This is a genomic window from Streptomyces sp. NBC_00647 (assembly GCF_045207245.1).
Lineage (GTDB): Bacteria > Actinomycetota > Actinomycetes > Streptomycetales > Streptomycetaceae > Streptomyces.
On the sequence record NZ_CP109040.1, the window covers coordinates 4,471,368 to 4,489,746 of the forward strand.

An 18,379-nucleotide genomic window follows, 5' to 3' on the forward strand; every position below is an offset into this window, starting at 1 on the left:
CCGTGTTCGCCCTCGCCGGCCCGTCGGCAGTCGGCCGCCGACGGTCCGGACGAGGAACCCTCAGCCTCGGATGATCTCCAGCACCTCGTCCCGCACCTTGGCCATCGTCGCCTCGTCGCGGGCCTCCGCGTTGAGGCGGAGCAGGGGCTCGGTGTTGGAGGGGCGGACGTTGAACCAGGCGTCCTGGGAGGTCACGGTCAGACCGTCGAGTTCGTCGATGGTGACGCCCTCGCGGCCCTCGTAGGCGGCCCGGACGGCGGCGAGGCGGGCCGCCTGGTCGTCGACGGTGGAGTTGATCTCGCCGGAGCCGGCGTAGCGGTCGTACTCGGCGACGAGGCCGGAGAGCGGGCCGTCCTGACCGCCGAGGGCGGCGAGGACGTGGAGGGCGGCCAGCATGCCGGTGTCGGCGTTCCAGAAGTCACGGAAGTAGTAGTGGGCGGAGTGCTCGCCGCCGAAGATCGCGCCGGAGCTCGCCATCTCGGCCTTGATGAAGGAGTGGCCGACACGGGTGCGGACCGGAGTGCCGCCGTGCTCGCGGACGACCTCGGGGACCGACCAGGAGGTGATGAGGTTGTGGATGACCGTGCCGCCGCCGTGCTTGGCCAGCTCGCGTGCGGCGACCAGCGCCGTGATCGCGGACGGGGAGACCGGCTCGCCCCGCTCGTCGACGACGAAGCAGCGGTCGGCGTCGCCGTCGAAGGCGATGCCGAGGTCGGCGCCCTCCTCGCGGACGCGCTTCTGGAGGTCCACGATGTTCGCCGGGTCGAGCGGGTTGGCCTCGTGGTTCGGGAAGGTGCCGTCCAGTTCGAAGTACATCGGGACGAGCTCCAGCGGCAGGCCGGAGAACACGGTCGGGACGGTGTGTCCGCCCATGCCGTTGCCCGCGTCGACGACGACCTTCAGGGGGCGGATCGAGGTCAGGTCGACGAGGGCGCGGAGGTACGTCGCGTAGTCCTCCAGCGTGTCCTGTCGCGTGATCGTCCCGGGCGTCGCGTCCGAGGCCGGAGCACCGGAGTCCAGCCAGGACTCGGCGAGTTGGCGGATCTCCGCGAGGCCGGTGTCCTGGCCGACGGGGGCCGCGCCGGCCCGGCACATCTTGATGCCGTTGTACTGGGCCGGGTTGTGCGAGGCGGTGAACATGGCGCCCGGCAGGCCGAGCGCGCCCGACGCGTAGTACAGCTGGTCCGTCGAGCACAGGCCGATCTCGGTCACGTCGACCCCGCGCGCCGCCGCACCGCGCGCGAAGGCGCGGGACAGTCCGGGCGACGAGGGCCGCATGTCGTGCCCGATCACGATGGCGTCCGCTCCGGTCACCTGGACGAAGGCGGCGCCGAACAGCTCGGCCAGCGGCTCGTCCCACTGGTCCGGGACCACCCCGCGTACGTCGTACGCCTTCACGAGCTGCGACAGATCAGCAGTCACGGCCAACCCTCCAGAAGTCCACTTCGGTCACCCCAAACTACCCGTCCGGGAAGGCGGCGAGCCGTGGCGAGCCCGAGTGGCGCGCATCCGTGACCTGCGGACAGTCCCCGTCATCCGGGGGAAACCCGCCCGTCTCAAGGGGGCGTCCGAGCCGTATCAGGGCAGCATCCAGGACAGGACCGGTGAACTCTGCCCCACCACGACGAGGCACATGACGAGCAGCAGCCCGAGGCTCCAGGGCAGCACCTTGCGCAGCAGATCGCCCTCGCGGCCCGCGAGTCCGACGGCCGCGCAGGCGATGGTCAGGTTCTGCGGCGAGATCATCTTGCCGAGGACGCCGCCCGAACTGTTGGCGGCGGCGAGGAGTTCGGGCGACAGCCCCGACTCGCGGGCTGCGCTCACCTGGAGGGCCCCGAAGAGCGCGTTCGCCGAGGTGTCGGAGCCGGACACCGCCACGCCGAACCAGCCCAGAACGGGCGACAGGAAGGCGAGTCCGGCACCGGCCGCAGCCACGAAGTGACCGATGGTCGCGGCCTGTCCGGAGAGGTTCATGACGTAGGCGAGGGCCAGCACGGACGTCACGGTGAGGATCGCGAACCTCAACTCGTGCACGGTCGCCAGCCATTCCCGGACCGCCACGCGCGCGTGCACCCCGAGCACCACGGCCGTGCAGAGTCCGGCGAGCAGCACGAGGGTGCCGCCGGTCGCCACGATCGGCCAGGTGAAGACGTTCCCGCCCACCGGCTTGCCGTTCGGGTCGACGACGTCCAGGAAGGGCCAGTCGTACGTCCGGGTCGCCCGCGCAAGCCACTGCTTCACGGCCGGGATCTGGGCGATCGAGAAGATGACGACGATGAGGGCGTACGGGGCGTAGGCGCGCACGACTTCGCGGCGCGGGTCCTCCTCGTCGAGGTCCTCGCTGCGCGCACCGGTCAGGACCGACGCGCGTACGGACTCGGTGGCGGGCACGCGCGCGCGGGGTACGGCGACCAGCGCCGCGGCACCGGCCAAGGAGGCGCCGATGTCGGCGAGTTGCGCGGAGACGTAGTTCGAGGCGGCGAACTGGGCGGCGGCGAAGGCCACTCCGCACGCCAGGGCGGGCACCCAGGTCTCGCGCAGTCCGCGCCTGCCGTCGACCAGGCCGACGAGGACGAGAGGCACGACCAGCGCGAGCAGCGGGGTCTGCCGCCCGACCACGGAGGCGACGGAGTCCAGGGGCAGGCCGGTGACTTGGGCGAGCGTCACGACCGGGGTGCCCATCGCGCCGAAGGCGACCGGCGCGGTGTTGGCGACGAGTGCGACGACGGCAGCACGCACCGGGTCGAAACCGAGGGCGACCAGCATCACCGAGCAGATCGCGACGGGTGCGCCGAAGCCGGCGAGGGCTTCCAGCAGGGCTCCGAAGCAGAAGGCGACCACGAGTGCCTGGATGCGCGGATCGTCGGACAGCCGCCCGAACGAGCGGCGCAGGATGTCGAAGTGCCGGGTGCGGACGGTCATCCGGTACACCCACAGGGCGTTGACGACGATCCACAGGATGGGAAAGAGACCGAACGCGGCGCCCTGAACGGCGCCCGAGAGCGTCTGGGTCACCGGCATGCCGTACGCGAGCCAGGCGACCAGCGAGGCCGCCAGAAGGCCCGTCAGGCCCGCCAGGTGGGCTTTCACTCGGAAGCCGCCGAGCAGGATCAGCACGATGACGAGGGGCAGGGCGGCCACGAGGGCGGACAGGCCGAGCGAGTCGGCGACGGGTTGCAGCTCCTGGACGTACACGGACGCCTCCCCGGTTTCCGTGATGCGGAAAGCGATTTCTCAGGGCAGACGGAATGGTCGTGTCCGCGACAACTTCACGTCAATGGGCGTGCGTCGCTCAGTGGAATCGGCATCCGGGAAGGACGTGCGGTGGGGCGGGCCGGGAGGACGCGGGCCGCGTACGCCGGGAAGCCGCGAACCGGGAGGCGCGGCGCCGGGCACCGGGCGTCCGGCTCACAGCGAGAAGGCGGCCCGCCGAAGGGGAACGGGATGCGGAGAGGAGAGCAGAGGGGGCGAGAAGGGAGAACGGGGATGCGGTCGCGCGTGGAGCGGTGCTCAGTTGTCGGGCGAGCGCAGGATCCGCAGGTGGCCGCGGCGCGCGACCTCCATCGGGTCCGCCGAGCGGCCATTGCCGGCCTCCGCCGCGCGCTGCTGCGGACGGGCCGCCTCGCGCACCGCGTTCGCCAGCGCCTCCAGATCGTCGCCGCTGGGGCGCGAGGGACCGGAGGTGTCGGCGAGCCGGACGACCTCCCAGCCGCGCGGCGCGGTGAGGCGCTCGGAGTGCTCGGCGCACAGGTCGTAGCAGTGGGGTTCGGCGTAGGTGGCGAGCGGGCCGAGGACCGCGGTCGAGTCGGCGTAGACGTACGTCAGCGTCGCGACGGCGGGGCGGCCGCAAGCGGTGCGCGAACAGCGACGTACAGGGCTCACGACGTTGGACGGTACCGCACTCTTGAGCGGGCCGCGACGACTCTCCCCCAGGTCACCCCACCGTGTCGTGCTGTGAGACGCCCCACACCGCTCTCCGGCCATCAGGCCCTGACCTGGGGCGAGATCATGCGTCGAAATGCCGAACAGACCTGAATCCGGTCACCACTTGGTACGAACCATGTCAATTGCCATGTCAAAGACGGTCTTGGAAGGATACGGAATCGAGCCCAAGCTTGGCTGGAATGGTCATCGGGCGACATCCGGAACGGATTCGGAACCGGGGACCCCCGGTCCCCCGGTCCCTGGGCGACGGCCGCGTGGGGCCGGGCGGCCGGGCCGGGCGGGGACTACTCTTCGTCAGTGATGGACAACCCCGTACCGCCCCGCGCCGCAGCAGCCGGTCCCCGCCGTCGTGACCGCCACGGCAGGGGCATGCGCGGCCCCGTGGCGCCGCCCCAGGTGCCGCTCGCGGCAAGCCGTTCCGACGTGTTCGCGGATCTGGTGCAGGACTCCGTGGAGCGACTGGAGCGACGCTGGCCACAGCTCGCGGACATCGACTTCATGGTCCTCGAGGTCCCCCGCCTGGAGGGCTCGGGCGAGGGGTGGAGCGACGAGGCGGTGCCCCTGGGCGGCACCATCGCGGCACGCGAGGGACATCCCGCGCGCGTGGTCGTGTACCGCCGCCCCGTCGAGATCCGCACCAAGGGCCGCGACGAGCGCGCCGCCCTGGTCCACGAGGTCGTCGTGGAACAGGTCGCGGAACTGCTGGGTCTGACACCGGAGACGGTGGACCCGCGCTACGGCGAGGACTGAGGACGGTCCGGGCCCCGCGGGTCCGGGCCCCGCGGGCCCGGATCACCGGTGCCGGATCACCGGTGCCGGATCACTGCTTGAGCAGCACCGAGAGGTCCTGTTCCGCTTCCGGCACCGCGACCGTGCCGCGGTCGTCCGGAAGGGTCTGGACGGTGAAGCCGGGGACGCCGTCCTGGGTCGACGCGAGCATCCGGGAGGCGTAGACCGGGCCTCCGGAGACCGGCTCGACGGTGAGGGCGTACGTGCCCTTGAGGCCGCTCGGGACGGGCGCCTCGACGTTCTGGGTGGTCCCGCCCTTGATGGTGAACGTCTTCGTCACGGCCGTACCGCGCGCGGAGCCCGCGGACGCGGTGACCTTGATCTTGGCTCCCTCGCCGGGGGCGGTCACGGCGAGCGTGGAGCCCTTGGCGCTGTTGTCGGCGGCCGTCGCGCGCGCGGAGACCGGGGCGGTGGCCGGAATGAACGCGGTCTCCTGCTTGTCGCCCTTGCCGCGCACGACCCGCAGGGCCGCGACGACCGGCACGGACGAGTCGGTGGGCGTGAGCACCAGGGAGCCCGCTTCGCCGCGGGTGACGTCCCCGAGGTCGACGGCGGAGGTCATACCGGCCTTCACGTGCAGCGTCTCGCTCCCCGCCGGGGTGATCAGCCCGGTGGGCGAGGCGAGGCGCACCTTCAGGTCGGCGTCCGTGTCGCCGGGCGCGAAGGCGACCAGGCGCACGGAGGTCGCGTCCTTGGGGATGCCCGGCAGGACGAGGGTCCCGGCGGGGTCCGTGGAGGCGGCCAGCCAGTCGCCGCCGATCTTGTCGTCCAGCGCCTGCACGGCGGCTCCGACGCGACCGCTGCGCACCGTCACGTGCACGGTCAGGTTGGTCTGCGGATCGCCGGCCAGCGTGCTCAGCAGGATCGGCTCGCTGGCGTGCGGCTGGACCGTGATCCCGTCGGCCACCGAGGACTTGAGCTTGCCGTCCTTGCCGTACAGATCGATGTCGACGACGGCCGCGGAGTCGTCGGGGTTGGTCAAGTGCACATAGTCGCTGCGGTCCTCGGCGGTGCTGGCGCCCGGGAACCAGAACTCGGTGTCGGGGGCTGTGCAGTTGGTGCCGAGCAGACCGCGCCCGGTGCCCACGGCGACGTCCGTGGTCTCCTGAACCGTCCAGCCGGGCGCGAACTTGCCCTCGGCGATGCCGACGAGGGCGGGTGTCTGCGCGCCCGAGGTGTCGCCGGTTGCGGGCTTGCCGGGCTCCTTGGGACGGACGACGGGCTTGGCGGCCTTGCCGCCGCTCTTCTTGCCGACGGTGCTGCCGTCCGACTCCGCGGTGGCGGCCTGGAGTTCGGCCTTGCCGCGGTCGCCGGCGCCCTCCGCGACGGGCGTGAACGACGTGTACGCGGTGTCGGCGATGTCGGAGGTGCTCGGCTGCGGGCAGAGCAGGCTGGTGCGCTCCACGGGCAGCCGCGCGGCCGCCCCGGCGGTGTGGTCGGCGGCGGCGTCCGGCGTCTTGAGGGTCGCGAATCCGGTGACGGCGGCGAGCGCGGTCGCGCCGGCGATCAGGGACAGGGTGGTGCGGTTCACTGCTGGCTCCCGTCGGGGCGCTCACTGTCGGTGCCGTGCGGGGGCCGTGCGGGGTCGTACGGCGGGTCGTAGCCCTGGTCGCCCGTTTCGTAGCCCTGGCCCCGGGCGTCGAAGGCCTGGCCGTTCGCGTCGTAGCCCTGGCCGTACGTCTGGTCGTACGCCGTCGTGCCTCCGTAGGCGTACGGGTCGTACTGGCCGCCCTGGCCGCCCTGGTAGGGGTCCGCCTGGTACGGCTGCTCGTAGGTGCCCGCCGGGTACTGCTGCCGGCCCTCGTACTGCTCTTCGCCGTACGTGCCGTACTCGGCGCCCGCGTAGCTCGGGGTGTCCCATTCGCCGTACGCCTGCTGGTGGGGGACGGCGGCGGCCGGGAACTCCTCGTCCGCGGGCGACTCGCCGTCGAGGTCCTCGGCCGACTGCTCGGCCTCCGTCTCGGCCTGAGCGCGCAGACGGCGGGCGCGGCGGCCGTCGCCCGTGACGTCCTGGGCGGGCACGGCCTCCTCCTCGGGAAGGTCGTCGTCCACGTCCCGGCGCCGCCCGGGCAGGGCGAGCACCACGAGGACGAGGGCGAGCCCGCCCTGGGCCCACAGCCACGCGGTGTGGCTCAGCGGGGCGTCGAAGGTGACGTCCAGCCTGCCGCCGCCGGCGGGCAGTTCGAAGCCCTGGGCCCAGCCGTCGACCGTGGTGCGGGTGAGCGGCTTGCCGTCGAGGGTCGCCGTCCATCCCGCGTCGGCGCTGTCGGCGAGGCGCAGGACGCGGCCGTCGGCTCCGGCAGGGACGGTGGTGTGCACCTCGACCGGTCCGGCCGCGATGGACTCCGGGTCACCGGAAGCGGGGACGATGGCGGCGCGCGCGACCTGCTGGTCGACGCGCCACAGGGCGCTGCCGTCCTGCTGGCTCAGCCGGGTCAGGCCCGGGGTGGCGTCCAGGACACGGCTCACCTCGCGGGGCGCACCCTTACGGACCAGGACGTAACGCACGGCGAAGCCGCCGAGTTCGTCGGCCTGGTCGGCGCCGGAGCCCGCCACGAGGTTGGCGACGACCTTGTCGAGCTTCTTGTTCTCGCCGCTCGCCGAAGCCAGTTCGGCGTCGCCGAGACGGGCGCCGGAACCGCGGACGAGGACATAGCCGACCGTGGCGGCCGAGCGGCTGTCCAGGACGAGGGTGCGGGCCTGGTCGCGGGTGCCGCTCTCCTCGGCGACGAACGCGGGCACCTGTACCGGGTCGCGGCGTTCCACGGGTCCGTCGGCGCCGCGGATGATCCACCCGGCGGCGACGAGCAGCGGGCCCGCGGCGCAGGCGAAGGCGATGAGCGCGGCCACCGGCTGGCGCCAGCCGAAGCTCTGCTCGGCCACGCGCGCGCGTGCCCCGTCGGCGCCGACGGCCGCGGCGGCCAGCAGCGCGAGGCCGTAGACGAGGGTCGCGGGTCCGGCCCAGGTGGAGCTGTTCGAGAGGACCGCGAAGACGAGTGCCACGACGGCGACGGCCCAGGCGGTCCAGATCCCCGCCTGGCGCTCGGTGCGCGTCAGGGCGGCCAGCGCGGCGAGCACGACGCCGAAGAGCATCAGTCCGCTGACGGTGCCCGGCCCGCCGGGGCTGGCGCCGAGCAGGTCGAGCGCGGAGGCCGCGCCGCTGCCGTACTCCAGGCCCGCTTCCTTGAAGAAGCCGAACGGCAGCAGGGTCAGCGACCAGGGCGCGAGGACCAGCAGCGGGGTGCCGAGCTGGGCCAGGAAGCGCAGCCCGTAGGCGAGGATCTCCCTGCGGCGTACGACGAGGAGTGCGATGCCGAGGACCAGCGCGATGGGCCACACGATCGGCGTGAACGCCGTGGTGAACGTCAGCAGCAGTGCGTACGCCCAGGTCGCGCGCCAGCTGCCGCGCGCCTTGGAGGCGTGCGCGAGACCGCTCGCCGCGATGCCCGCGCGCGCGATGAGCGGCAGCAGGATCGCGAGGACGGCGGTACCGATGCGGCCGCCGGCGAGCGCGCCGGTGGCGGCGGGCAGGAAGGCGTACGCGACGGAGGCCCAGGCGCGCAGCAGGCGCGACTCGACGAGGGGGCGCGAGGCGAAGTAGGCGGCGAAGCCGGCCAGCGGCACGGATCCCACGAGGAGCACGGTGACCGCGAGCCCGGTGGAGCCGAGGAGCGCGGAGGCCGGCAGGGCGAGGAGCGCGAGGTAGGGCGGGGCGGACCGGGTGTCGCCCGCTCCGACCGGATGCCAGCCGTCGAGGTAGCGGGCCCACAGCTCGGAGGCGTCGGAGGGCGCGGGCAGCAGGGCGCCGCCCGCGAGCGCCCCGCCGCCGAGCAGGTCACGGCAGGCGAGGAGGGAGACGAACAGCAGCACCAGGAAGAGCATCGGGCCGGGGTTGCGCGCGATGCGCTTGATCCGGGCGAACTGCTCGATCTCGAGGAAGTCGCCGTCGTCGTCGCCCGGTCCGGACTCGACGGCGCCTCCGTGCCGTCCGGCGCCCGTGACGAGCTCGGCGTCGGAGCGGTTCACCAGATTGCCGGCGACCTGTTCGACGGTGGCCCGCAGAGTGGCGCCCGGCGGCGGGAACAGGGCCCGCAGCTCGCCCTTGTCGACCTGCGGGCGACCGCGCCTGCGCCGCCCGGCGATGATCCGCTCGGGGCGCAGCAGGGTGCCCAGGAGGCCGCGGATCTCGTCGACGGCCTGTCCGGGGACCTTGCCGACGAGGTAGGCGACGGTGCGCAGCAGGGTGCCGAGCACGAGCCGGATCAGGATCCAGGGGAGCTGCGCGGTGCGCGCGTTGACAAGGAGGGTGTAGACGGCGCCCGCTTTGTCGACCTTGTGCGGGGACGCGGAGGTGCGGCCCACGCAGTCGACGGTGCGGCGCTCGCGTGAGGCGGCCTCGGCGTGCCGTACGACGGCCTCCGGGGCGACGAGGACGCGGTGGCCGGCGGCCTGGGCGCGCCAGCACAGGTCGACGTCGTCACGCATCAGGGGCAGTCGGCGGTCGAAGCCGCCGAGCTCCTCGAAGACGTCGCGCCGGATCAGCATTCCGGCGGTGGACACGGACAGGACGGGGTGGACGTGGTCGTGCTGGCCCTGGTCCTGCTCGCGCCGGTCCAGGCCGGTCCAGCGGCGGCCCGAGTTGGCGATGGTGACGCCGACCTCGAGGAGCTGCCTGCGGTCGTACCAGCCGCGGAGCTTGGGGCCGACGACGGCCACGTCGTGGCCGAGCTCCTGCTCGTTCTCCACGACCCTCAGCAGGTGTGCCAGGGCGTCGGGTTCCGGGGCGCTGTCGTCGTGCAGCAGCCAGAGCCACTGCTCGGGCTCGCCGTGCGGGAGGTCCGGCAGGTCGTAGGCGTCGTCGCGCCAGCTGCGCGTGACGGGGTCCCAGCCGCTCGGACGCTTGAGGTACGGCAGGTCGTCCGGGGTCAGCACACCGGCGGTGCGGGACACCTCCTCGACGGCCTGGCCGAAGCCGGTGCGCCGCGCCAGGTGCAGCACGCGGTCGGCGCCGAGCGCTTCGGTGAGCAGCTCGGCGGAGTCGTCCGCGCTGCCGGTGTCGGCGGCCACCGCGTTCTGTACGGGGCGTTCCTGGCCGAGCAGCCCGGCGAGCGCCTCGGGCAGCCAGCGGGCGCCGTCATGGGAGACGAGCACCGCGGTCACCACGTGGCGCGGGAACTCAGGGGCGGCAGCGGCGTCGTGACGGGCTGCCGAATGGCTGTGCACGGACATCGAGGTACGGGCCCCGGTTCGATGGACTGCGGTGGACGTCTGTGTCCGGCGGGGACAGCGGGACGTCTCGGACGAGGGCCCACACTAACGGCTGGGCAAGACGGCGGCCCGCCGCCTGTGGATAACCCACATGCGACGGGCCGTTCGTTACGTAAGCGTGTGTGCCGTTTGTTCGGCGGCACCCACATGTGCGGACGACTGTTCCGCGTCCGTTTTCCTGTGCGACTGATTTCAGACAGCAGCCTTCTTCAGACGACGCCGCTCCCGCTCGGACAGACCACCCCAGATGCCGAACCGCTCGTCGTTGGCGAGCGCGTATTCGAGGCACTCGGAGCGGACCTCACAGGCGAGGCAGACCTTCTTGGCCTCGCGGGTGGAGCCGCCCTTCTCGGGGAAGAAGGACTCGGGGTCGGTCTGGGCGCACAGCGCGCGCTCCTGCCAGCCGAGTTCCTCGTCCGCGTCGTCGACCAGCAGTTGCTGCACCAGCTCGGTCATGTGCGCCCCTCGTCTGTCTTTCGCGTCCCCGTGATGCTGCCGTTACCGATTTCGGCTGAACGACACGAGTGAAATTACAAGTGTGCCGATCCGGGCCAGTCAAGCCGAGATCTGCTATTGGGCCCCTTATTCACTCTGCGGAACCAAGGCTATGCGGAAAGTGTTCAAATCGGCATAAACCCCGACAGCCCAAGAGGTCCAGGTCAGACGCCCGCCCCCTCGCAGGGGAGGACGTCCAGGAGTTCGATCTCGTTCCGACGCGGGCTCCGAAGCGAATCTGATCACATTTGGATCACGGGGCCGCGGCGAGGTTTGTTCACCCGGTTGTGCGCCATGTGTCCGGGGAGGCTCCTGAACAAACCTTTCGCCTGCCAGATGAACCGGATGAGGTGAAACATCTCCCACATAGCGGACATGAAGTTGACAGTGGGGGTATGAACCGGTGTCCTTGTGGGCATGCTCGTGAACTTGGCACTCACCTCGACCCGCACCGCCGGGTCCCACGGTGCTGCCCACGTTCGCTGTAGCTGTTGTTGCTGTTCCAGCTGTTGAGCCTCACCGCGCTCCGGCTGCCTCGCCGCCACTGAGGCGAATCCCCGCCCCGCACCGGGGCGACCGCCCGCACCAGGGCTCCTCTCCCCGCCCGTGACCCGGACGGAATCCCCGCTCGTGACCCGGGCGGAAATGGCCAGCGACACCCCAGCACTCTCCCGCCGAGGAACCACCGCATCCATGAACAGCGACAACGACCTCCAGATCGCCGGCGACATCCTCGAAGTCCCGCACCTGCTCCAGCCGCCGCGCGAACACCCCGCCACCGTGGCCGAGTTCGTCGGCCTGGCGCGCTCCATCGCCGCCGACCGTTCCCAGTGGGAGCACCTCGTCCGGTACGACGCCACCTCGCGCTGGTACCACCGGCTGCGCACGGGGCCCGGCTATGAGGTGTGGCTGCTGTCCTGGGTGCCCGGACAGGGCAGCGGGCTGCACGACCACGGCGGCTCCTCCGGCGTGCTGACCGTCCTCGACGGCGCGCTGACCGAACGCACCGAGCGCGGCACACGCGCCCTGGGCTCCGGCGCGCAGCGTGTGTTCGCGCCCGGCTACGTCCACGAAGTCGTCAACGACTCGCTCGAACCGGCCGTCAGTCTGCACGTCTACTACCCGGGTCTCACCGAGATGCCGATGCACGCGGCGCGTTGCGCGGTGGCCGAAACCGTGTGACACGTTCGCGCCGGAGCGCGGACCCACCGTCCCTGAGGACCCGCGACCGGCTGACGCGTTGTCGTACCCGCCTGCGAGACTGAACCCCATGCGCATTGTGGTTCTGGCAGGCGGTATCGGTGGTGCACGGTTCCTGCGTGGTCTCCAGCGGGCCGTGCCGGACGCGGACATCACGGTCATCGGCAACACCGGCGACGACATCCACCTCTTCGGGCTGAAGGTCTGCCCGGACCTCGACACGGTGATGTACACGCTCGGCGGCGGTATCAACGAGGAGCAGGGCTGGGGGCGGGCCGACGAGACCTTCCGTCTGAAGGAGGAGCTCGCGGCGTACGGGGTCGGACCCGAGTGGTTCGGGCTCGGCGACCGCGACTTCGCGACGCACATCGTGCGGACGCAGATGCTGGGCGCGGGCTATCCGCTCAGCGCCGTCACCGAGGCCCTGTGCGACCGGTGGAAGCCGGGCGTGCGTCTCATCCCCATGTCCGACGACCGCGTCGAGACCCACGTCGCCGTCACGCTGCCGGAAGGCGACCCGGCCGGGGCCGCGGGCGAGCGCAAGGCGATCCATTTCCAGGAGTACTGGGTGCGGCTGCGGGCCTCCGTGCCCGCCGAGGCGATCGTCCCGGTCGGCGCCGAGCAGGCGAAGCCGGCGCCCGGCGTGCTCGAGGCCATCGCGGAGGCGGACCTCATCCTCTTCCCGCCGTCCAACCCCGTCGTCTCCGTCGGCACCATCCTCGCCGTGCCCGGCATCCGGGAGGCCATCGCCGAGGCGGGCGTGCCCGTCGTCGGCCTCTCCCCCATCGTCGGCGACGCGCCGGTGCGCGGCATGGCCGACAAGGTGCTCGCCGCCGTGGGCGTCGAGTCCACCGCCGCCGCGGTCGCCGAGCACTACGGCTCGGGGCTCCTCGACGGCTGGCTCGTCGACACCGTGGACGCCTCCTGCGTGGAGCGCGTCGAGGCCGCTGGCATCCGGTGCCGGGCCGTACCGCTGATGATGTCCGACCTCGACGCCACGGCGCAGATGGCGCGTGAGGCGCTGACACTGGCGGAGGAGGTACGGACACCGTGAGCACCGACAGGACCGATGCCGCGACGCCCTCCGACGGGGCGCGCCCGGAGCGGCACGCGGGCGCGGGCTACGGGGTCCGGGCGCTGGACGGGCTGCCCGAGGTCCGCCCGGGGGACGACCTGGCGAAGCTCATCGCCGCGGCCGAGCCCGGGCTCGTCGACGGGGACGTACTCCTCGTCACCTCCAAGATCGTGTCGAAGGCGGAGGGCCGGATCGTCGAGGCCACCGACCGCGAGGCGGCCATCGACGCCGAGACCGTGCGGGTGGTGGCACGGCGCGGTCCGCTGCGCATCGTCGAGAACCGGCAGGGCCTTGTGATGGCCGCCGCCGGGGTCGACGCCTCCAACACCCCCGCGGGGACCGTGCTGTTGCTGCCCGAGGACCCCGACGCCTCCGCGCGCGCGATCCGCGATGGGCTGCGGGACACCCTCGGCGTCGATGTCGGCGTCGTGATCACGGACACGTTCGGGCGGCCCTGGCGCACCGGGCTCACCGATGTCGCCATCGGCGCCGCGGGCGTCCATGTGCTGGACGATCTGCGCGGCGGCACCGACGCGCACGGCAATCCGCTCGGCGCGACCGTCGTCGCCACGGCCGACGAGCTCGCCGCCGCCGGTGACCTGGTCAAGGGCAAGGCCTCCGGGCTGCCCGTCGCCGTCGTGCGCGGGCTCGCGCACCTGGTGACCGAGGGCGACGGCGACGGAGCGCGGGCGATGGTGCGTGACGCGCGCGACGACATGTTCCGGCTGGGCACCTCGGAGGCCGTACGGGAGGCTGTGACCCAGCGGCGTACCGTACGGGCCTTCACCGATGAGCCCGTCGACCCCGGCGCCGTACGCCGTGCGGTCGCCGCGGCGGTGACCGCTCCGGCGCCGCACCACACGACGCCCTGGCGGTTCGTGCTCCTGGAGTCCGAGGAGTCGCGGACGCGGCTGCTCGACGCCATGCGGGACGCGTGGATCGCGGACCTGCGGCGTGACGGGAAGAGCGAGGAGTCCATCGCCAAGCGGGTCCGCCGGGGTGACGTGCTGCGCAAGGCGCCGTATCTCGTGGTGCCCTGCCTGGTCATGGACGGGTCGCACGGCTACGGCGACGCACGACGGGACGGCGCCGAGCGCGAGATGTTCGTGGTCGCCACCGGGGCGGGCGTGCAGAATTTCCTGGTCGCGCTGGCCGGGGAGCGGCTCGGGTCCGCGTGGGTGTCGTCGACGATGTTCTGCCGTGATGTCGTGCGCGAGGTGCTGGAACTGCCGGAGGGCTGGGACCCGATGGGGGCCGTGGCCGTCGGGCACGCGGCGGAGGAGCCCAGGGCCCGGCCGGAGCGGGACGCCGCCGCCTTCATCGAGGTGCGCTGACCGGTTGAGGCGCCGCTCCGTCCGAGGCGCCGCTCCGTCCGGTCCGGAGCGGCGTGGCTCGTCCCGGGGCGGTCGGCCGAGCCGTTCGATGCCGTCGGCGGGGGCGGAGCGCCTACTCTCGTAGGGCACCCCGAGTACCTCAAGGACCTCATCCGTGGCTGGACGTTTCGCTCCCCGGCCGACGCGTACGACCGTGCGCGGCGGGCATGTCGTGGTGCCCGGAGGGGCGCCCGGCGGCGTTCGGGGCGGAGTGCCCCGTCAGGCGGCCGAGCCCGGACGCGCCCGTGCCTGGACGCCGGAAGGGCCGCTCGATCTGGGGCTCGTGCTCGGGCCGCTGCGGCGCGGACCGGGTGATCCGACGTTCAGGACGACACCCGACGGCTCCGTGTGGCGGGTCAGCCGTACGCCCGCCGGGCCCGGGACCCTTCGGGTTGCGCTGCGCGGCGGGGAGGTCAGGGGCGAGGCCTGGGGGCCGGGAGCCGAGTGGATGCTCGACAGGCTCCCCGAACTCCTCGGCGCCGCGGACGATCCCGACGCCTTCGCACCACGGCACCGGCTCGTCGCGCTCGCCCGGCACCGGCGGCCCGGCCTGCGGCTGCTGCGGACCGGGCTCGTGATGGAGTCGCTGATTCCGTCCGTCCTCGAGCAGAAGGTCACCACCGACGAGGCGTACCGCGCGTGGCGGTTGCTCGTCCGGAAGTTCGGGGAGCCCGCGCCGGGGCCCGCGCCCGAGCGGATGTACGTCATGCCGGCGCCGCGGACGTGGGCCCTGATCCCGTCCTGGGAGTGGCACCGGGCCGGGGTCGACGACAAGCGGGCCTCCACGATTCTGCGGGCCGTACGGGTCGCCGCTCGGCTGGAGGAGGCCGTGGGGCTCGATCCCGTGCGGGCGCAGGAGCGGCTGGAGCTGGTGTCCGGGATCGGGCCGTGGACGTCCGCGGAAGTCGTGCAGCGCAGTCATGGTGCGGCGGATTCCGTGACCGTGGGGGATCTTCATCTGCCGGGGATCGTCGGGTACGCGCTGGCGGGGGACCGGGACGCGGACGACGCCGCCATGCTGGAGTTGCTGGAGCCCTATGCCGGGCAGCGGCACCGGGCCGCCCGGCTGATTCTGCTGGCCGGGCGTACGCCGCCGCGGCGGACGCCGAAGATGCCCCGCGGGGACATCGGGCGGCTGTAGGCGGATCTGGCTCCCGCCTGTCTGCGCCGGGGGTGCCACCCTCGTCGGTGTCCCCCTCTCCAGGGGGCCTCCGTCGCCGCCCTCGGGCCGTCCCCGCCCAAGCCGAGTTTCGCCCCCTCCGCCCCTGCCCGTCCCGTACCTGGGGCTCCGCCCCAGACCCCGCTCCTCAAACGCCGGAGGGGCTGGAATCTTGCCCCGCACCCGTAAAGGGCGCCGGGGGGCCGACACTTGGCCCGCACCCGTAGAGGGCGCCGGGGGGCTGAAACTTGCCCCCCGAAAAGAGCGCCGGAGGGGCTGGAATCCTGCCCCTCCGGCGTTCAGGGCGGGGCTTCTACTGGTCCGACGAGAAGCGCACCGCGCCGCCCGGGATGCGGGCGTCGCACCAGACGCGGACTCCCTCGCGGAGTTCGTTGTCGGGGCCGACGACCGCGCCGTCGCCGATGACCGCGCCGGTGAGGATCGTGCGCTCGCCGATCCGGGCGCCGACGCCGACGAAGGAGTCGGTGACGACCGCGCCGGGTTCGACGACGGCTCCGGCGAGGACGGTGCTGCCGGTGATCCGCGCGCCCTCACCGATGCGGGCGCCCTCGCCGACCACCGTGCCGCCGGTGAGCTTGGCGTCGGGCGCCACCGTGGCCGTGGGCAGGACCAAGCGGTCGCCGCAGCGGCCGGGAACGGCCGGGGACGGGGCGCGGCCGAGGACGAGGTCGGCGGAGCCGCGGACGAAGGCCTGCGGGGTGCCCAGGTCCAGCCAGTAGGTGGAGTCCACCATGCCCTGGAGGTGGGCGCCGGTGGCCAGGAGGTCCGGGAAGGTCTCGCGCTCGACCGAGACCGGGCGGCCGGCGGGGATCGTGTCGATGACCGAGCGGCGGAAGACGTACGCCCCCGCGTTGATCTGGTCGGTGACGATCTCCTCGGGGGTCTGCGGCTTTTCGAGGAAGGCCGTGACGCGCCCGGTGGAGTCGGTGGGCACCAGCCCGAACGCGCGCGGGTCCTCCACCCGGGTGAGGTGGAGGGAGACGTCCGCGCCCGTCGTCTCGTGGGTCGCCACCAGGGCCGGGATGTCCAGGCCGGTGAGGATGTCGCCGTTGAAGATCAGGACCGGGTCGTCGGGGCCCGAGTGCAGCCGGGACGCGACGTTGCGGATGGCGCCGCCCGTGCCGAGCGGCTCCTCCTCGGTGACGTACTCGAGGTGGAGGCCCAGTGAGGAGCCGTCACCGAAGTAGGGCTCGAAGACCTCGGCGAGGTAGGACGTCGCCAGCACGATGTGCTCGACGCCCGCCGCGCGCGCCCGCGCCAGCTGGTGCGTGAGGAAGGGGACCCCGGCCGCCGGAACCATGGGCTTGGGCGTGTGCACCGTGAGCGGGCGCAGCCGGGTGCCTCTGCCGCCGACCAGGAGGATCGCTTCTGTCACCTGTCGTCTCTGCTTCCTGCCGGGACCGGCCGAACTTTCTTTCGGCCGGCCAGTGTATGCAGACCGTTCGATGGCGCCTTCGATGGCCGTGCGGTGTCCTTCGACGGGCCTCTGTCGTGACGTCAGGTGATCTCTGCCGGTTCCGGCCCGGCCGAGCCGTGTCGGCCTTGCCGGTTCCGGGTCCCGCCTATCGGCCCTGGTAGCGGGCCGCCGTCTTCCTGGCCGAGCCGAGCTTGCCGTAGAGAAGCCGTCCGGGGCACTCCGTGGCGAACCCGTCCCGATGGCCGGAGATCACATTCAGTCGTACGTTCTTTCCCTTTCGGTAGAGATTGCCACCGGCCGACGTCAGGTATGTCTTGCCACGCGGATTGGCACCGTAGAGACCGAGCTTCCATGCCGTGAGCTTCGCGATGGCCTTGAGCGCCGCGTCGGTCGGCTTCGAGCTGCCGAAGTTGCCGAGGACGGCGATGCCCATGCTGTTCGTGTTGAACCCGAGGGTGTGGGCGCCCTTGACGGCCTTCGCGACGCCGCCGGCCCTGCCCTCGTAGATGTTTCCGCACTTGTCGACGAGGAAGTTATAGCCGATGTCGCGCCAGCCGCTGCTCACCACGTGGTAGCGGTAGATACTGCGGATGAGCGAAGGGACCTGCGAGCAGGAGTACTTGTTGCCCGACGCCGTGTGGTGCACGAAGGCCGCCTTGACCTTCTTCGTGTAGACGAAGCCGCGCTCGCGCAGGTTCTCGTTGGCGCCCCAGCCGCGGCGCGTGACGATGCGGGGACGCGGGCCGATGAACGGCTGGGCGCGCTTCTCGTAGGCGGTGTCTGGGAAGTATTCGCGCTCCGTCTCCTCCTGGGTGAGCGCGGCGATCTCCTTGGCGCCCGCGCCCCCCGCCCCGTCCGACGCGCCCGCGCGTCCGCTCCCCGCGCGCGCATCCGCGGGAGCGCCCCCCTCCCGTCCTGCCGTCCGCGGGGGGTCCCCGCCGGGATCGACCAGTTCGAGGCGCAGGCCCCTGGGGAGCGGGGAGTCCGCCAGGCCGGTCGCGCGGTCCTCCCCCGGGCTGTCCCGCGCGCCCTCCTCCGGAATCTCCGCGATCTCCCGCGCCACGCGCTCCGCGTCGACGCGGACTTCGACGCCGTCCGAGTCGCCCACCCACAGCGGGGCGGTGGAGCCGTGCACCCGGTGCGACGCGCCCTCGGCGGTGTCCGGGTCGGCGGCGTGTTCGTGGTTGTGGGTCTCGACGTCCTGCCAGCCCGACCAGTGGCCGCTGCCGGCCGCCCGGGTACGGACCTGGACGCGGCCGTTCAACTCACTGTTCGGGTCGTCCCAGACGACGCCGACCAGGGAGAACGGCCGTACGTCCCGGCGGGCGAGGCCCTGTTCGGGGGCGGCCGGGCCGAGGGCCCGTTCACCGGTGAGCGGGACGAGTGGCAGGGACTGGGTGCTGCCGGGGACGGCGGTCTCGGAGGTCACCGCCGACGGCCCGGCCTGTGCCGGGGCGGGCAGGGCGAGAGGAAGGGCGAGAGCCGCCGCGCAGGTGACGCCGATCGAGGAAGCAAGGAATCCACGCATGCTCCTGATCCTGAACATAGTCATATATATCTGTCCATCGCGGAATTGACGGGCAGTCGGAGCGGCTCGGCCGAACCGGTGGCGCGCGCGGTCCGCGGCGCCCGGCGGC

The 18,379-nt window shown here is 72.6% G+C and carries 13 protein-coding genes; 5 read left to right on the plus strand and 8 right to left on the minus strand.

From position 1 onward, the window contains the following. Positions 1-60: 60 nt before the first annotated feature. The 3 genes from OG788_RS19485 to OG788_RS19495 all read right to left on the minus strand — a co-directional run bounded on the left by OG788_RS19485 (position 61) and on the right by OG788_RS19495 (position 3,984). Complete coding sequence (locus tag OG788_RS19485; protein WP_406372357.1) at positions 61-1,422, minus strand: phosphomannomutase/phosphoglucomutase; 1,362 nt, start codon at positions 1,420-1,422, stop codon at positions 61-63. 156 nt (positions 1,423-1,578) lie between these two features. After that, positions 1,579-3,195 (minus strand): L-lactate permease, encoded by a 1,617-nt coding sequence (locus OG788_RS19490; protein ID WP_406372359.1) that lies wholly within the window; start codon positions 3,193-3,195, stop codon positions 1,579-1,581. Between the two features lie 315 nt (positions 3,196-3,510). Continuing rightward, entirely contained in the window at positions 3,511-3,984 is a 474-nt protein-coding gene (locus tag OG788_RS19495) for a DUF3499 domain-containing protein (protein ID WP_406372361.1), read from the minus strand. Positions 3,985-4,245: 261 nt separating this feature from the next. On the opposite strand from OG788_RS19495, the gene OG788_RS19500 reads away from it, so the two are divergent. Beyond that, positions 4,246-4,695 (plus strand): metallopeptidase family protein, encoded by a 450-nt coding sequence (locus tag OG788_RS19500; RefSeq protein ID WP_351550719.1) that lies wholly within the window; start codon positions 4,246-4,248, stop codon positions 4,693-4,695. 70 nt (positions 4,696-4,765) lie between these two features. On the opposite strand, the gene OG788_RS19505 is transcribed toward OG788_RS19500, so the two are convergent. The 3 genes from OG788_RS19505 to OG788_RS19515 form a co-directional block, all read right to left on the minus strand. After that, positions 4,766-6,265 carry a DUF5719 family protein gene (locus tag OG788_RS19505; protein ID WP_406372363.1) on the minus strand — a complete coding sequence of 500 codons (1,500 nt, stop codon included), beginning with the start codon at positions 6,263-6,265 and terminating at the stop codon, positions 4,766-4,768. Next, a complete protein-coding gene (locus OG788_RS19510; RefSeq protein ID WP_406372365.1) occupies positions 6,262-9,963 on the minus strand; it encodes a glycosyltransferase in 3,702 nt (1,233 codons plus the stop codon). Before OG788_RS19510 ends, OG788_RS19505 begins: the two co-directional genes overlap by 4 nt. Before the next feature lie 231 nt (positions 9,964-10,194). After that, entirely contained in the window at positions 10,195-10,458 is a 264-nt protein-coding gene (locus OG788_RS19515; RefSeq protein ID WP_003975777.1) for a WhiB family transcriptional regulator, read from the minus strand. A gap of 732 nt (positions 10,459-11,190) precedes the next feature. Here OG788_RS19515 and OG788_RS19520 point away from each other — a divergent pair. The 4 genes from OG788_RS19520 (at position 11,191) to OG788_RS19535 (ending at position 15,286) form a co-directional block, all read left to right on the plus strand. Then, positions 11,191-11,679, plus strand: coding sequence for a cysteine dioxygenase family protein (locus OG788_RS19520; RefSeq protein WP_351550670.1), 489 nt, complete (start codon positions 11,191-11,193; stop codon positions 11,677-11,679). An 88-nt stretch (positions 11,680-11,767) separates the two neighbouring features. Beyond that, complete coding sequence (gene cofD, locus OG788_RS19525) at positions 11,768-12,751, plus strand: 2-phospho-L-lactate transferase (protein WP_406372366.1); 984 nt, start codon at positions 11,768-11,770, stop codon at positions 12,749-12,751. Then, a complete protein-coding gene (locus OG788_RS19530) occupies positions 12,748-14,106 on the plus strand; it encodes a coenzyme F420-0:L-glutamate ligase (protein WP_406372368.1) in 1,359 nt (452 codons plus the stop codon). Before cofD ends, OG788_RS19530 begins: the two co-directional genes overlap by 4 nt. Before the next feature lie 154 nt (positions 14,107-14,260). Next, the gene (locus tag OG788_RS19535) at positions 14,261-15,286 is read left to right on the plus strand and encodes a DNA-3-methyladenine glycosylase family protein (protein ID WP_406372370.1); all 1,026 of its coding nucleotides are present in this window, start codon (positions 14,261-14,263) and stop codon (positions 15,284-15,286) included. 331 nt (positions 15,287-15,617) lie between these two features. On the opposite strand, the gene OG788_RS19540 is transcribed toward OG788_RS19535, so the two are convergent. Next, positions 15,618-16,700 (minus strand): NDP-sugar synthase, encoded by a 1,083-nt coding sequence (locus OG788_RS19540; RefSeq protein ID WP_356752749.1) that lies wholly within the window; start codon positions 16,698-16,700, stop codon positions 15,618-15,620. 187 nt (positions 16,701-16,887) lie between these two features. After that, positions 16,888-18,270: an N-acetylmuramoyl-L-alanine amidase gene (locus OG788_RS19545; protein ID WP_351550655.1), complete on the minus strand. Its 1,383-nt coding sequence runs from the start codon at positions 18,268-18,270 to the stop codon at positions 16,888-16,890. Positions 18,271-18,379: the final 109 nt, after the last annotated feature.

Bases quoted from the DNA above. Each gene is read 5' to 3' on its own strand.
- OG788_RS19545 (WP_351550655.1), bottom strand. From the start codon at position 18,270: ATGCGTGGATTCCTTGCTTCCTCGATCGGCGTCACCTGCGCGGCGGCT.
- cofD (WP_406372366.1), top strand. From the start codon at position 11,768: ATGCGCATTGTGGTTCTGGCAGGCGGTATCGGTGGTGCACGGTTCCTG.
- OG788_RS19495 (WP_406372361.1), bottom strand. From the start codon at position 3,984: ATGGCCGGAGAGCGGTGTGGGGCGTCTCACAGCACGACACGGTGGGGT.
- OG788_RS19520 (WP_351550670.1), top strand. From the start codon at position 11,191: ATGAACAGCGACAACGACCTCCAGATCGCCGGCGACATCCTCGAAGTC.
- OG788_RS19510 (WP_406372365.1), bottom strand. From the start codon at position 9,963: ATGTCCGTGCACAGCCATTCGGCAGCCCGTCACGACGCCGCTGCCGCC.
- OG788_RS19515 (WP_003975777.1), bottom strand. From the start codon at position 10,458: ATGACCGAGCTGGTGCAGCAACTGCTGGTCGACGACGCGGACGAGGAA.
- OG788_RS19500 (WP_351550719.1), top strand. From the start codon at position 4,246: ATGGACAACCCCGTACCGCCCCGCGCCGCAGCAGCCGGTCCCCGCCGT.